Genomic DNA, 13,735 nt, shown 5'->3' on the forward strand with positions numbered 1-13,735 from the left:
ACGCGTTCATGCATTTTCGGGGCCGCCGCATCGGGCGGCCTTTTTCTTTCATCCCATCCCGGCCCGCATGCGGTGTCCCCATTCAACCGAATGGAGATACACCGTGACCAAACCGATCATCCTGACCGGCGACCGCCCCACCGGGCCGCTGCATCTCGGCCATTACGCCGGCTCGCTGCGCAGCCGCCTTCAGTTTCAGGACAGCCATGAGCAGTTTCTGCTGCTCGCCGACATGCAGGCGCTGACCGACAATGCGCACGATGTCGGCAAGGTCCGCAGCAACGTCATCGAGGTCGCGCTGGACTATCTTGCCGTCGGCATCGATCCCGAGCGAACATCGATCTGCCTGCAATCGCAGCTTCCCGCGCTCGCCGAGCTGTCGATGCTCTATCTCAACCTCGTCACCGTCGCGCGGCTCGAGCGCAACCCGACCATCAAGGACGAGATCCGCACGCGCGGTTTCGGACGCGACATCCCGGCGGGCTTCCTGTGCTACCCGGTGGCGCAGGCCGCCGATATCACCGCGTTTCGCGCCACCGTCGTGCCGGTCGGCGAGGACCAGGCGCCGCTGATCGAGCAGACCAACGAGATCGTCCGTCGCGTCAATACGCTTGCCGGCCGCCCGTTGCTGCCGGAGGCCGTGGCCATCATTCCGCGCGCGGGACGGCTGCCCGGCGTCGACGGACGCGCCAAGATGAGCAAATCCGCGGGCAACGCGATTGCGCTTTCGGCTTCGCCCGATGACATCTCGGCCGCGGTGCGCGCGATGTTCACCGATCCCGATCATCTGCGCGTCGCCGATCCCGGCAAGGTCGAGGGTAATGTCGTGTTCACCTATCTCGACGCGTTCGACGACGATCACGACGCCGTCGAGGAATTGAAGGCGCGCTATCGGCACGGCGGTCTCGGCGATGCGACCGTGAAGCGGCGGCTGGACGACGTCCTGCAAGCCCTGATCGCACCGATCCGGACGCGGCGCGCCGAGCTCGCGACCAATCGCGATCACGTCGTCGACGTGATCAGGCGCGGAACCCTGAAAGCGCGGGAGATCACCGAACGAACCAAGCGCGACGTGATGGCGGGGCTGGGCTTGTTCCAGCTCTGAACCCTGTCATGAAACCATGGCAGGAACTGTGCTTGGCTAAGGCCGTTGTCTGTTTTGAGCATGATCTTTTCGGAAAACCGCTTCGCACTTTTCCGGATCATGCTGTGGCGAAACCGGATTTGGAGCCAGTCGTGATCGATCCGAAAACGCTTCTCGAACGCGCCGCGCAGCTGGCCGATCAGGCCAAGGGCGAGGAAGATGCCGGCATCCGCGAGCGGTTGCTGCGGATGGCCGAGCACTACCGCGATCTCGCCGCGCATGAGGCCTGGGCGCACGAAAACCCGCCGTCGGTGGGCGCGCTCACGGGTGCGCTTGGCACCCGCCCGAATTGAGCTGATCACGCAAGCGATGTCGTCTCGTCAGCTCACGCGAATCCGGTAGCTCAGCGAACGGCGCGCGCCCGGCGCGATGTGCATCAGGCCGGGCTTGTCGGCAAACTCGCCATCGAACTGCGCCGGACTGGCAAAACCGTACCATGGTTCGATGCAAAGGAACGGAGCCCCGCCAACCTTCGACCAGACGCCAAGCTCGCGGAAGCCGCGCCAGGAAATTTCGATCGCCGGGCCTTGCGTGGCTGCTGCCGGGCCCAGTGTCGCCGTGAAGAGGATCGATGTACTTGCAATCTTATCGAAGACCATCGCGTCGTCATCGAACAGCTCCTCCAACAGCGCAAGCGTTCTGCCATTGACCGGATTGGGTTCAGGCTGCGGCCGCATCAATCCATCCTTCAACCGCCGGATCGGCGCGGGTTCAGTCTTGCCGAAGGTCAGCGTGTAAGCCTCCTTCGGAAGCCCCGGCACCAGCGGCCAATTGAACGCGGGATGACCGCCGAGCGAGGCCGGCAGCATCTCGTCGCCGGTGTTGATGATCTCGAAGCCGACCTCGAGATCGGCGCCATCAACGGCGTAGGTCACCTCTAGCCTGAACGCGAAAGGATAGCGCGCCCGCGTTTCCGCATCGTCTGACAGCGCTAGCTTGCAGGATCGCGGCCCCTGCTCCAGCCAGGCAAAGCGACGGTCCCGCGCAAAGCCGTGCTGGGTCATCGGATAGGCCCTACCGTTGTGGAGAAGCGTGTCGCTTTTCAACCGGCCGACGATCGGGAATAGGATCGGCGCATGGCGCGGCCATTGCGGCCCGGCCTGCCACACCAGTTCCGTGCCTTCGGCATTCCTGAGCGACGACAATTCGGCGCCCTGGGCCAGGATGGTCGCGGCGATTCCATCGCCGCGCAGCGTGTGACTGTCGCTCATGCTTCGCCTCGCCGGGTTGCGCTGTGCCCTGACACGAGATGTTCGATGCCGGCGAGGCCGTCAACCCCAAAGCGATAGGGCCGCCCGCGCGTGGCGGCCCCACGTCCAAGCCTAGCCAGTGATCTTGGAGAAATCCGGCTGGCGCCGTTCGGCGAAGGCGGCGAAGGCCTCGCGCGCTTCGGCGCTCATTAGCCGCTCCTGGAAGATCTTGCCCTCGCGCGCCATTTGCGCGCTGATCCCAGCGGGATCGCGCATCAACGCCTTGGTGTGCTGCAGCGAGCCGAACGGGCGCTTCACCAATGCGTCGGCAGCAGCGCGTGCCTTGGCGCGGAGATCCGCGAGCGGCACCACTGCATTGGCCAGGCCGATCGAGACCGCAGTCTCCGCCTCGACGGGCTCGCCGAGCGCGAACATCGCATAGGCGCGCGCATAGCCGATCCGCTGCGGCAGCAGGTAGGTCGAGGCCGCCTCCGGCACCAGCGCCAGGTTGACGAACGGCGTGATCAGCCGCGCGGTCGGCGCGAGATAGACGAGGTCGCAATGCAGCAGCATGGTGGTGCCGATGCCGACCGCATTGCCCTGCACGGCGGCAACCAGCGGCCGCGTCGCCTTGGCAAGACAGCTAAGGAAGCGCGTCACGTGACGCTCGCCCTGCACGCCGCGCGACACCGCGGCGAAATCGGCGAGATCGTTGCCTGCGGTGAAGCTATCGCCGTCGCCCTGCAACAGCACGGCGCGTACAGCGGAATCGCCTTCCGCGCGCTCGAGCGCGTCGGCCATCGCGCCATACATCGCGTTGGTGATCGCGTTCTTCTTGTCCGGACGCGCCATCGTCACGGTGAGAACGCCACCGTCCAGCGCTACGACCACATCACTCATGTCTCACTCCTTTGATTGCTACTCGTTTGACGCGCTTTCTTCACGCGAACCGGTACCCGCTTCGCTTGAAAACGCTCTAACCGGTCCTTTGATTTGAGCATGATCTTTTCGGAAAACCGCTTGGCACTTTTCCGGATCATGCTCTAACCATCTTTGTCCTTCGGAAACTTCTCTTGCAGGCTGGTCAGCCAGCGCGAGACCACGTCGATCTCGGCTTCCGAGAACCCGTCCATCAGGCGGTTGTTGATCACCCTGGTCCGCGTCGCGGCGCGCTTGCCGAGCTCCTGCCCCGCCGCGGTCAGATGGAGCCGCTGGCTGCGCCCGTCCTCACCGTCGCGCCGGCGTTTCACGAGGCCCGCACGTTCCATCCGGTCGGCGAGCCCGGTCATCGCCGACGGCACGATGTCGAGCGCCTGCGAGACATCGCCGATCAGCGCGCCGTCATTGCGGCCGAGGAAGAACAGCACGCCCGTCTGGGCCGACGTCAGATCGTGTGCGGCCGTCTCCTGATCGATGGCGCGTTGCAGCCGTCGATAGGCCACGGTCAGGAGAAAGATCAGCCGGTGTTCCGCTCTCATCCCGCCGTTATATATTTCGCGTACGAAATATCAATATATTTCGCGAACGAAATATCTGGCGATTGGTCGAAATCCGTTGTCGCGCGGCGGCCTCGATGCACCGACGCCCCCACCGGAGCGAGCCAACATGTCGATTGGAATGAGACCGCCCGGCCAGGTTGATTGCGACATTTTGATTGCAGTGCCGGATCACCGCAGTGCCGCCATCGGCAGAAAACCCTTGATCGGCATCGACCAAACGGGAAATCTTCGATCCAGGAGCGGCGCTTTGCGTCGCGGCTCCGGCAGCGCCACGGGAGTGCCATGACGTCAGCGGCTAGTCCGGACCGGGAACGCGTTGCCCGCCCGAAGCGGCCGCGCCACCTCAGCCAGGCCATGCGTTGTGAGACCGCGTTTCGCCTGATCCTGTCCGAATGTCTCGAGGAAGTCGCGACCAATCACGAGGCCCTGAGCTCCGGCAACTCCGCCGCGCTGCACCAGACCCGGATCGCGCTGACGCGGCTGAAGGCGGCGGTCGCCTTCTACGGCCCGATGGTGGCCGACAGCGAATGGACGCGACTGAAATCCGAACTGAAATGGCTGAGCGCCCATCTCGGCGCGACGCGCGATCTCGACGTCGCGATCGCCAACAGCAAGGGCTTGCCCGAGGAGCGCACGCTCCAGACGGCGCGAACCGACGCGTTCGACGCCCTCAAGGAGGCGTTGCAAAGCGACCGATACTGGCAATGGTTCGACGGCATGTGGGACTGGGTCGGCAGCGGCCCCTGGACCACGCGGCAGAACCGCCGCGCCGCGCAGCGGCGGGCGGTGCCGGTCGCAGTATTTCACGCCCGCCGGCTGGCGCGGTGGCATGGCAAACTGTGCCACAGGAGCCGCGGGCTGCAAGGCATGGGCAAGAACAAGCGCCACCGCGTCCGGCTCGCCAGCAAGCGGCTGCGCTACGCCATCGAGTTCTCGGAGGGCGGCTTGCCTGCCGATGTCTACGCATCGTGGCGGAACGTGCTGAAGCATCTGCGCAAGGGACAGCAGCTGCTCGGCGAGCTGAACGATGACGAGGTGCGTCGCGCACTGCTCGAAAGTGCCGATGCGCTCGCGCAGTGCGCCCAGCAGCGCAAGGCCAAGCACCAGCGCGTGCACGAGCGAAAGCGCAAGAGCCAGCTGCTGCGCCGCGCCGCAGCCGTCTATCGAAAGATCTCCGACTGAGCACCCAGCAGCGGATTCTTGCCGGCACGCGGCATCGATCGCGCCAAGCGGTCTTGCACATAATGATGTATAAAACATCATTTATTGGACTTGTAACATGACTACTTAATATGCATAAATGACATTCAACTAGACTCGACTCCCAACCGACGGCCCGATCGATGATCACTGCAGCGCAGCTTCGGGCTGCAAGAGCCTTGCTTGGCATCGACCAGCGGCAGCTCGCCGAGCTGTCCGGGCTGTCCGTGCCGACCATCCAGCGCATGGAAGCAAGCGAGGGCACCATTCGAGGCAATGTCGACTCGCTGGTGAAACTGATCGACGCGCTCGGTGCGGCCGGCGTCGAGGTCATCAGCGAGGGCGCCGTCAGCAGCGGCGGCGGCCGCGGCGTGCGATTGAAGGCCGGATCAGGCTCGCCGAAGGTGCAGACGTGATCTCAACGGTCGTCCAGCAGCTCTGGTGTGTAGCCGCGCTGCTGGCGACGACCGTTCTCGCGATTGCCACCAGCCGATCACGCCGATCGACAGCCGTCGTCTACGGCGCGACCTTCGCGATCTCGGCGATCGCGCTGGCCGAGGCGCTGCACGCGCTGATCGCCCACAGCAATGCGACCGAACTGATATTGCCGGTCGGCCTGCCCTGGCTGGGCTCGCATTTCCGTCTCGATGCGCTCGCCGCATTCTTTCTCGCGGTGGTCAATCTCGGCGGTGCGGCCGCAAGCCTGTATGGGCTCGGCTACGGCAGCCACGAAACGACGCCGCACCGCGTCCTGCCGTTCTTTCCGGCGTTCCTGGCCGGGATGAACCTCGTTGTGCTTGCCGACGACGCGTTCACCTATCTGCTGTGCTGGGAATTCATGTCGCTCGCGTCGTGGGCGCTCGTGATGTCGCACCATCGTGAAGCAGACAATGCGCGCGCGGGCTACGTCTATCTCGTGATGGCAAGTTTCGGGACCCTGGCCCTGCTGCTTGCGTTTGGCCTGCTGTCGGGAGCCGGCGGCAGCTACAGTTTTGCGGCCATGCGCGCCATCCAGCACACGCCGTCCGAAGCCGCGCTGGTGCTTGCGCTGATGCTGCTCGGCGCCGGGTCGAAGGCCGGCCTGGTCCCGCTGCATGTGTGGCTGCCGCTCGCTCACCCCGCGGCCCCGAGCCATGTCTCTGCGCTGATGAGCGGCGTGATGACGAAGGTTGCGGTCTACGGATTCATCCGGGTCGTGTTCGATCTGCTCGGACCGCCGAGCTGGTCGGCAGGTGTCGTCGTTCTCATCCTCGGCGGAGTGACCGCGGTGATGGGGATCCTGTATGCGCTGATGGAGAAGGATCTCAAGCGCCTGCTCGCCTACAGCACGATCGAGAATATCGGCGTCGTCTTCGCGAGCCTCGGCCTCGCATTGGCGTTTCAGGCGAATGGCTACGGCCTGGCGGCGGCCCTCGCCTTCACAGCCGCGCTGTTCCATGTCCTCAACCATTCGTTCTTCAAGAGCCTGCTGTTCTTCGGCGCCGGTGCGGTGCTGACCGCCACCGGCGAACGCGACATGGAGAAACTGGGCGGTCTGATCCACCGCATGCCGCTTACGAGCTTCGTCTTTCTCGTCGGCTGCGTTGCGATCTCGGCGCTTCCGCCGTTCAACGGGTTCGTATCGGAATGGCTGATGTTTCAGGCGGTCCTGCAAAGCCCCGATCTGCCACAATGGATGCTGAAGATCATGGTGCCCGCGGTCGGCGCGTTGCTGGCGCTGGCGGCGGCGCTCGCGGCCGCGTGCTTCGTCAAGGCCTTCGGGATCACCTTCCTCGGCCGCGCGCGAAGCACGGCCGCTGAGACCGCCGCCGAGGTCGATCGCTATTGCCTCGCCGCGATGTTTGGCCTCGCTGCACTGTGCTTCCTCGCCGGAATCCTGCCGGGCCTGGTGATCGACGCGCTCTCGCCCGTCGCAACGGCTGTGATCGGTCACCGCATGCCGGTGCAGGCGAGCGACGCCTGGCTTTCGATCGTTCCGATCGAGGAGAGCCGCAGCTCCTACAACGGATTGCTCGTCTTCATCTTCATCACGGCTGCGGCATCGCTTGCCGTGTATTTCATCCATCGCTTTGCATCGCGCGCGATCAGGCGCGGGCCCGCCTGGGGTTGCGGCTTTGCCGATCCGGCTCCGGCGGCGCAATATTCCGGAGTAAGCTTCGTCCAGCCGATCCGCCGCGTGTTCGGCACGTTGATCTTCCAGGCCCGCGAACACGTCGACATGCCGCCGCCGGGCGACCTGCGGCCGGCCCGCCTCAGGATCGACATGCACGATCCGGTCTGGGAGCGGCTCTACACGCCGGTGACTGAAACAGTGTGGTTCTTTGCCGATCGGCTGAACCAGCTCCAGTTCCTCACCATCCGCCGCTATCTCAGCTTGGTCTTCGCAACCCTCGTCACATTGCTGCTGGCACTCGCGATATGGTCGTGATCTCGGACATCCTCGTTCAACTGGGCCAGATGACGCTTGTTCTGCTGCTCGCGCCGCTCCTGACCGGCGTCGTGCGCAAGATGAAGGCTCGCCTGCTACGCCGCAAAGGACCATCGATCCTCCAGCCGTACCGCGATCTGCTGCGGCTGCTGCGCAAGGAAGTCGTTCTCGCCGAAAACGCGTCCTGGCTGTTCCGTGTCACGCCCTATGTGACATTCGCTGCCATCTGGGTTGCTGCGGCGCTGGTCCCGACGTTTGCGACCGGCCTTGAATTCAACTGGAGCGCCGACCTGATCGCGATCGTCGCCCTGCTCGGCAGCGCGCGCTTCTTCCTCGCGCTTGCGGGCATGGATGTCGGCACCAGCTTCGGCGGCATCGGCTCCAGCCGCGAGGTGATGATCGCCGCCCTGGCCGAACCGGCCATGCTGTTGATGGTGTTCTGCGTCGCGCTGATTGCCGGCTCGACCCAGCTGTCGACGGTCGCGACCTTCATGGCGTCATCCGAAGTGGGCCTGCGCGTATCGCTCGGCATGGCGATGATTGCCCTCATCATGGTGGCGCTCGCCGAAAACGCCCGCATTCCGATCGACAACCCGGCGACGCATCTGGAGCTGACCATGGTGCACGAGGCGATGATCCTGGAATACTCCGGGCGTCACCTTGCCATGATCGAGTTCGGCGCCTTTCTCAAGCTCCAGCTCTACGTCTCCCTGATCATCTGCGTGTTCTTTCCCTGGCAGATCACCACCGAAGGCGCAGGCCCGCTGTCGTACCTCGTGAGCGTCGCCGCCTACATCCTCAAGCTCCTGATCGCAAGCTTCCTGCTTGCAGTGTTCGAGACCGCGACAGCGAAGGTGCGGGTTTTCCGTGTTCCCGAGTTCCTCGGCGCCGCGCTCATGCTCGGCCTGCTCGGTACGCTTCTCCGGTTCGTGTCGCGAGGCTTCTGATGCACAACCTCGCCTTCGACATTGCTCATCTGCTCGCCGGCGGGCTCGTGCTGATCAGCTTCATGATGCTGTATCAGGACCGCCTGTATGCGTTGCTGAACATCTTCGCAGCCCATGCCGTGGTGCTCGCGCTCTCCGTCGCCTGGCAGGCATTCATCCAGAACGCACCGCATCTCTACGTGACCGCGGTCATCGCGCTGGTGTTCAAGGCGATCATCATCCCGGTGGCGCTGCATCGGATCGTCAAGCAGCTCGGCATTCATCGCGATATCGAGACCGCAGTGGGTATCGGCCCGACCATGCTGGCCGGCATGGGGCTCGTCGCCCTCTCGATGGTACTGATGCTGCGGGTGACCGGCGCGGCCGATCCGCTGGCGAGGGAAGACCTCGCCTTCGCGCTGTCGGTGGTGCTGCTGGGACTGCTCGTCATGGTGACGCGGCGCAACGCCGTCAGTCAGGTCGTCGGCTTCATGTCGCTGGAAAACGGATTGGTGCTGGCCGCGACCGGCGCCAAGGGCATGCCGCTGGTCGTGGAAATCAGCGTGGCCTTCTCGATCCTGATCGCGTTCATCGTCATCGGCGTGTTCCTGTTCCGGATCCGGGAGCGCTTCGACACCGTCGATGTCGGCGCGCTCGATGAGTTCAGGGGGGGAGCGGCGATGAACGCGGCGTCGGATGCCGTTGCCTGGATTCTCTTGATACCGATCTGCGCCGCAGCGGTGCTGGCGGCGCTGCCCGGCTATCGGCTGACCGCGGGGCTCAATATCCTTGCCAGCTTCAGCACCTTCCTGGCCGCGCTTTCGCTGCTCGTGATCGCCCGCCCGCAACCCGGCCAGTATCTGCTGGTCGACGATCTCAACATCGTCTTCATCGTGCTCAACACCTTCGTCGGGCTAACCACGAGCGTGTTCAGCGCGAGCTACATTGCCCATGAACTCGAGACCGAGCGACTGACGCCGCGTTATCTGCGATTCTACCATGCCATGTATCAGGTCATGATGTTCGGCATGAACCTCGCATTCGTGTCGAACAATATCGGCCTGATGTGGGTCGCGATCGAGATCGCCACGCTCACCACCGTCTTGATGGTCGGCATCTACCGGACCCACGCGGCGCTGGAGGCTGCCTGGAAGTATTTCATCCTTGGCAGCGTCGGCATCGCGCTCGCGCTGTTTGGTACCATCCTGGTCTACATGGCCGCGCTGCCGGTCACCGGCGAGGGGCAGGACGCGATGGTCTGGACGGTGTTGGTCAGCCGCGCCGCGGCATTCGATCCGGCATTGCTCAACGTCGCCTTCATCTTCCTGCTGCTCGGATACGGGACGAAGGTCGGCCTCGCGCCGTTGCACGCCTGGCTGCCGGATGCGCATGCCGAGGGCCCGACCCCGATCTCTGCCGTGCTGTCCGGCCTGCTGCTCAACGTTGCGCTCTACGCGGTGCTCCGCTTCAAGATCCTGCTTGCCGCCAATCCGGACGCAATATCGCCGGGTCCGCTGATGGTGACGATGGGGCTGACCTCGTTGCTGTTCGCGGCCTTCATGCTTTACCGCCGCCGCGACATCAAACGACTGTTCGCCTATTCCTCGATCGAGCATATGGGCATCATCGTGTTTGCGTTCGGGATGGGCGGCCCGCTCGCCAACTTCGCCGGCCTGCTGCACATGGTGATGCACAGCCTGACCAAATCGGGGATCTTCTACGCGGTCGGTCACATTGCCCAGGTGAAGGGCACGCAGCGGATCGCCAATATTCGCGGCCTGACTGAAACCCATCCCGCACTCGGTTGGGGCCTTGTGATCGGCGTGGTCGCAATCGCCGGTCTGCCGCCGCTCGGCATCTTCATGAGCGAGTTTCTCATCGTCAGCTCGACCTTCGCGCGCCAGCCGCTGCTCGCGATCCCGCTGGTGTTCGGCCTGCTGCTCGCCTTCGGCGCGCTCGTGCTGCGCCTGACGAGCCTTGCGTTCGGCGAGCCGCGCGGCAGTGCGGCGCCGGCCGAAGCGTCCTATTTGCCGATGTTCGCGCATTTCGCGCTGGTGCTGACTGCGGGCATCTATCTTCCGGGACCGCTCGTCGTCTGGTTCCAGCACGTCGCCAACCTCCTGGGCTAGCGCGAGGGAGAACGAGACATGCCGGCATTGATCGATCTGATCCGGGCAGGCCGCAGGGTTGAACGGCACAACCCATGGCGGCGCGTCAGCGTGGACGGCGGCACCTGGCGCTCCGCCGCCAGCGCCCTTGCGGATGGCAGCCTGAGCTTGCTCGGACTGTGGGGCGAGCCGTCGCGCGTGCATATGGCGCTCCTTGACAACCGCACCTCCGATATTGGTGTGATCAGTCTGGATTGCCCCGATCGCCGCTACCCTTCCGTCGCTGCCCGCCATCGCCCGGCGCTTCGACCAGAGCGCACCATCCACGACCTGTTCGGACTCGTGGCCATCGAGACGCCGGACAGCCGCCCCTGGCTCGATCATGGTCGCTGGCAAATGCAGGCACCGCTGGGCGAACGTCTCGATGCAGCACCGGATCCAGCGCCTTATCCGTTCCTTCCGGCCGAAGGTGACAGCCTGCACCAGATTGCGGTCGGCCCCGTGCATGCCGGCATCATCGAACCCGGACATTTCCGCTTCACCGCCAGCGGCGAGACCGTGGTTCGCCTCGAGCAGCGGCTCGGCTACACCCATAAGGGCGTCGAAGGGTTGATGGCGGGAAGCACCGTCGAGCAGGCCGCGCGGCTGGCCGGCCGGGTGTCCGGCGACAGCACGGTCGCCTACGCGCTGGCGTTCGCGCAAGCCGTCGAGGCCGCGATACAGATTGCCGTGCCGCCCCGCGCGCTCCTGCTGCGTGCGCTGATGGCTGAGCTCGAGCGGCTGGCCAACCATCTCGGCGACATCGGCGCGATCTGCAACGATGCGTCCTTCGCGCTGATGCACGCGCATTGCGGCGTGATGCGCGAGCGCGTGCTGCGCGCGGCTGACGCTGCCTTCGGCCACCGCCTGATGCGCGACATCGTCGTTCCCGGTGGCCTGGCTCGCGACATCACGGCCGATGGTTCGACCGCAATCCGGGCCGCGCTCGAACAGATCCGCCGGCATTTTCCATCGCTGGTCGAGCTCTATGACAACACGGCATCGTTGCAGGACCGAACCGTCGGAACCGGCATCGTCACCGCGGCGCTCGCACGTCAATTCGCCGCCGGCGGCTATGTCGGACGCGCCAGTGGCCGCACCTACGATGCCCGCCGCAGCCCCGGCTATCACCCCTATAACGGCCTGCGCTTCGATGTGCCCACACTCGACGACGGCGACGTGAACGCCCGCGTCTGGATCCGGATCCGCGAGGTCGAGCAGAGCCTGTCGCTGGCAGGCCAGATCCTCGATGCACTCGAGGCCGGCCCAATCAAGGTGCCGTTGCAGATCGCGCCGGAGCCTTGCGAAGGCATCGCGCTCGTCGAAGGTTTCCGGGGAGACATCCTGGCATGGCTGCGCCTGAGCGATGGCCGGATCGAACGATGTCATCTGCGCGATCCGTCATGGTTTCAATGGCCCCTGCTCGAGGCGGCCATCGAAGGCAACATCGTGGCGGACTTCCCGCTGTGCAACAAGTCGTTCAACTGCTCCTATTCAGGGCACGACCTCTGAGGACCGGACGCGATGCGCAAACTTCTGCTGCAGAGCCTGTTTCGCCAGCCATTGACCGAGCAGGCGCCGCGTCCGGACGACGCCGCGATCGCGGAGCTCGCGGCCACGGTCGGCCGCACCGCAAGGCGCCGCCTCGGCCGCAGCCTGTCGATCCGCGAGGTTGATGCCGGCTCGTGCAACGGATGCGAGCTGGAAATTCACGCGCTGAGCAATCCGTATTATGACGTCGAGCGATTTGGAATCCGGTTTGTCGCGTCACCCCGTCACGCCGATGTCCTGCTCGTCACGGGTCCGGTGACGAAGAACATGCGCGAGGCGCTGGAGCGAACCTACAGTGCAACGCCCGATCCGAAATGGGTTGTCGCGGCGGGCGATTGCGCCAGGGACGGCGGTTGCTTTGCCGGCAGCTACGCGGTGGTGAGCGGGGTTTCCGCGGTTGTCCCGGTCGATCTCCACATTCCGGGATGTCCTCCACCTCCGATGACGATCCTGCGTGGTCTTCTCAGCTTGCTCGAGGAGGTGGACGCTGGCGACACGGCAAGGTGAGGGATCGCGCTCTTAAGCATGATCTTCTCGGAAAACCGCTACGCACTTTTCCGGATCATGCTTTAGCCGCTGTCGCGCAGCACCAGCTCGAAGCCGAGATCGATGCGGCGCTCGCCGCCGCGCTCCAGCGTCAATGTCGCCGCGGTGCGGCCGATCGCATCGCCGTGCACGCTGATCGTGCTCAATGTCGGCGAGATCAGCCGGCCCATTTCGAGATCGCCGAGGCCGATCACGGCGACCGGTTGCGCAGATGCAGGGCCGTCGCGCAGCAGCCCGGCCTTGCGCAGCCCGGACATGAAGCCGATCGCATGCGCGTCATTGGCGGCGAACACGGCGTCGACATCAGGCAGACGCGCATGTGCCGCCACGCTGCCGGAGTCCTTGCGGTCCAGGATCAATCTTCGCGGCTCAGCGAGACCGCTGGCCAGCGCCTCGTCCCTGAGGCCGAACCAGCGGCGCGTGCCGCGCGGATCGTCGCCGCCGATGAAGGCAAGTTGCTTGCGTCCTTGCGCAACCAGATGTTTCGCGACAGCGACACCGGCCTTGTAATTGTCGAAGCCGGCGACCGCATCGATCGGATTTGCCGGCAGATCCCAGGTCTCGACGATCGGGATCCGCGCATTGCGCAGCAGCCGGCTGCCCTCCTCCGTTGCCGGCGAACCGACCATGATGATCGCCTCCGGCCGCCGGGACAGCAGCGCCGCCAGCATGCGGTCCTCGCGCACCGCGTCGTAGCGCGACTGCGCCAGGATCACGGAAAAGCCGAGCGGCTCGAGCTTGTCGGACAGGCCCTGCACCGTGTCGGCGAAGATCGAGTTGGCGATGGTCGGCACCAGCACGCCGACCGAATTGGTTCGCGCGCTCGCCAGCGCGCCCGCCACGAGGTTCGGGATATAGCCGAGGTCGCGCATCGCCTGCTCGACCCGCGCCCGGGTCTCCGGGGCGACCAGGTCGGGCATCCGCACCACCCGGCTCACCGTGATCGAGGAGACGCCGGCGCGCTTGGCCACCTCTGAAAGGGTGGGCGCGGCACCGGTCGGGCCGGTCCCGGGTTCGGTCAGTTCGGAGCTCATGGCCCGACCCTGCACGATTCCGGGTTGCCAAGCCATGATGTTAGCGCTAGCATCGCCTCATGTTAGCGCT

Annotated in this window: 13 protein-coding genes and 1 pseudogene; 10 read left to right on the forward strand and 4 right to left on the reverse strand. The window is 65.0% G+C overall.

The genetic code is table 11. The features are described 5' to 3' along the window. Window positions 1–103: 103 nt before the first annotated feature. Together trpS and AC628_RS06985 are read left to right on the forward strand one after the other, a co-directional pair. Entirely contained in the window at window positions 104–1,105 is a 1,002-nt protein-coding gene (trpS, locus tag AC628_RS06980) for a tryptophan--tRNA ligase (protein WP_074125995.1), read from the forward strand. A gap of 32 nt (window positions 1,106–1,137) precedes the next feature. Then, window positions 1,138–1,437 (forward strand): hypothetical protein, encoded by a 300-nt coding sequence (locus AC628_RS06985; RefSeq protein ID WP_245321074.1) that lies wholly within the window; start codon window positions 1,138–1,140, stop codon window positions 1,435–1,437. A 27-nt stretch (window positions 1,438–1,464) separates the two neighbouring features. On the opposite strand, the gene AC628_RS06990 is transcribed toward AC628_RS06985, so the two are convergent. From AC628_RS06990 to AC628_RS07000, 3 genes are all read right to left on the reverse strand, one after another. Beyond that, window positions 1,465–2,355 (reverse strand): aldose 1-epimerase family protein, encoded by an 891-nt coding sequence (locus AC628_RS06990; protein WP_074125996.1) that lies wholly within the window; start codon window positions 2,353–2,355, stop codon window positions 1,465–1,467. A gap of 111 nt (window positions 2,356–2,466) precedes the next feature. Continuing rightward, window positions 2,467–3,234, reverse strand: coding sequence for an enoyl-CoA hydratase-related protein (locus tag AC628_RS06995; RefSeq protein WP_074125997.1), 768 nt, complete (start codon window positions 3,232–3,234; stop codon window positions 2,467–2,469). 143 nt (window positions 3,235–3,377) lie between these two features. Continuing rightward, a complete protein-coding gene (locus AC628_RS07000; RefSeq protein ID WP_074125998.1) occupies window positions 3,378–3,812 on the reverse strand; it encodes a MarR family winged helix-turn-helix transcriptional regulator in 435 nt (144 codons plus the stop codon). A gap of 303 nt (window positions 3,813–4,115) precedes the next feature. On the opposite strand from AC628_RS07000, the gene AC628_RS07005 reads away from it, so the two are divergent. From AC628_RS07005 to AC628_RS07035, 8 genes and pseudogenes are all read left to right on the forward strand, one after another. Next, window positions 4,116–5,015: a CHAD domain-containing protein gene (locus AC628_RS07005; RefSeq protein ID WP_245321075.1), complete on the forward strand. Its 900-nt coding sequence runs from the start codon at window positions 4,116–4,118 to the stop codon at window positions 5,013–5,015. Between the two features lie 161 nt (window positions 5,016–5,176). Then, window positions 5,177–5,449, forward strand: coding sequence for a helix-turn-helix domain-containing protein (locus AC628_RS07010; RefSeq protein ID WP_074126000.1), 273 nt, complete (start codon window positions 5,177–5,179; stop codon window positions 5,447–5,449). After that, window positions 5,446–7,461, forward strand: coding sequence for a hydrogenase 4 subunit B (hyfB, locus tag AC628_RS07015; protein ID WP_502689540.1), 2,016 nt, complete (start codon window positions 5,446–5,448; stop codon window positions 7,459–7,461). The genes AC628_RS07010 and hyfB overlap by 4 nt, the downstream gene beginning before the upstream one ends. Continuing rightward, window positions 7,452–8,408: a respiratory chain complex I subunit 1 family protein gene (locus AC628_RS07020; RefSeq protein WP_074126001.1), complete on the forward strand. Its 957-nt coding sequence runs from the start codon at window positions 7,452–7,454 to the stop codon at window positions 8,406–8,408. Before hyfB ends, AC628_RS07020 begins: the two co-directional genes overlap by 10 nt. Further along, window positions 8,408–9,058: pseudogene (locus tag AC628_RS43775) on the forward strand (hydrogenase-4 component E); the annotation flags it as partial. The gene AC628_RS07020 and the pseudogene AC628_RS43775, both read left to right, overlap by 1 nt. Before the next feature lie 9 nt (window positions 9,059–9,067). Beyond that, window positions 9,068–10,516 carry a hydrogenase 4 subunit F gene (locus tag AC628_RS07025; RefSeq protein ID WP_074126055.1) on the forward strand — a complete coding sequence of 483 codons (1,449 nt, stop codon included), beginning with the start codon at window positions 9,068–9,070 and terminating at the stop codon, window positions 10,514–10,516. Between the two features lie 18 nt (window positions 10,517–10,534). Then, on the forward strand, window positions 10,535–12,046 hold the full coding sequence (locus tag AC628_RS07030) for a hydrogenase large subunit (RefSeq protein ID WP_074126002.1): 1,512 nt from the start codon (window positions 10,535–10,537) through the stop codon (window positions 12,044–12,046). Between the two features lie 12 nt (window positions 12,047–12,058). Continuing rightward, entirely contained in the window at window positions 12,059–12,592 is a 534-nt protein-coding gene (locus AC628_RS07035) for an NADH-quinone oxidoreductase subunit B family protein (protein ID WP_074126003.1), read from the forward strand. Between the two features lie 62 nt (window positions 12,593–12,654). Here AC628_RS07035 and AC628_RS07040 read toward each other — a convergent pair whose 3' ends face one another. Next, on the reverse strand, window positions 12,655–13,665 hold the full coding sequence (locus AC628_RS07040) for a LacI family DNA-binding transcriptional regulator (protein ID WP_074126004.1): 1,011 nt from the start codon (window positions 13,663–13,665) through the stop codon (window positions 12,655–12,657). Between the last annotated feature and the right edge of the window lie 70 nt (window positions 13,666–13,735).

This window comes from Bradyrhizobium sp. NAS96.2 (genome assembly GCF_001908235.1).
Taxonomy (GTDB): Bacteria; Pseudomonadota; Alphaproteobacteria; order Rhizobiales; family Xanthobacteraceae; genus Bradyrhizobium.

Coding starts and splice junctions, on each gene's coding strand:
- AC628_RS07035 (WP_074126003.1), top strand. CDS start 12,059: ATGCGCAAACTTCTGCTGCAGAGCCTGTTTCGCCAGCCATTGACCGAG.
- AC628_RS07005 (WP_245321075.1), top strand. CDS start 4,116: ATGACGTCAGCGGCTAGTCCGGACCGGGAACGCGTTGCCCGCCCGAAG.
- AC628_RS07000 (WP_074125998.1), bottom strand. CDS start 3,812: ATGAGAGCGGAACACCGGCTGATCTTTCTCCTGACCGTGGCCTATCGA.
- AC628_RS06990 (WP_074125996.1), bottom strand. CDS start 2,355: ATGAGCGACAGTCACACGCTGCGCGGCGATGGAATCGCCGCGACCATC.
- AC628_RS07025 (WP_074126055.1), top strand. CDS start 9,068: ATGAACGCGGCGTCGGATGCCGTTGCCTGGATTCTCTTGATACCGATC.
- AC628_RS07040 (WP_074126004.1), bottom strand. CDS start 13,665: ATGAGCTCCGAACTGACCGAACCCGGGACCGGCCCGACCGGTGCCGCG.
- AC628_RS06995 (WP_074125997.1), bottom strand. CDS start 3,234: ATGAGTGATGTGGTCGTAGCGCTGGACGGTGGCGTTCTCACCGTGACG.
- AC628_RS07010 (WP_074126000.1), top strand. CDS start 5,177: ATGATCACTGCAGCGCAGCTTCGGGCTGCAAGAGCCTTGCTTGGCATC.
- AC628_RS07020 (WP_074126001.1), top strand. CDS start 7,452: ATGGTCGTGATCTCGGACATCCTCGTTCAACTGGGCCAGATGACGCTT.
- AC628_RS07030 (WP_074126002.1), top strand. CDS start 10,535: ATGCCGGCATTGATCGATCTGATCCGGGCAGGCCGCAGGGTTGAACGG.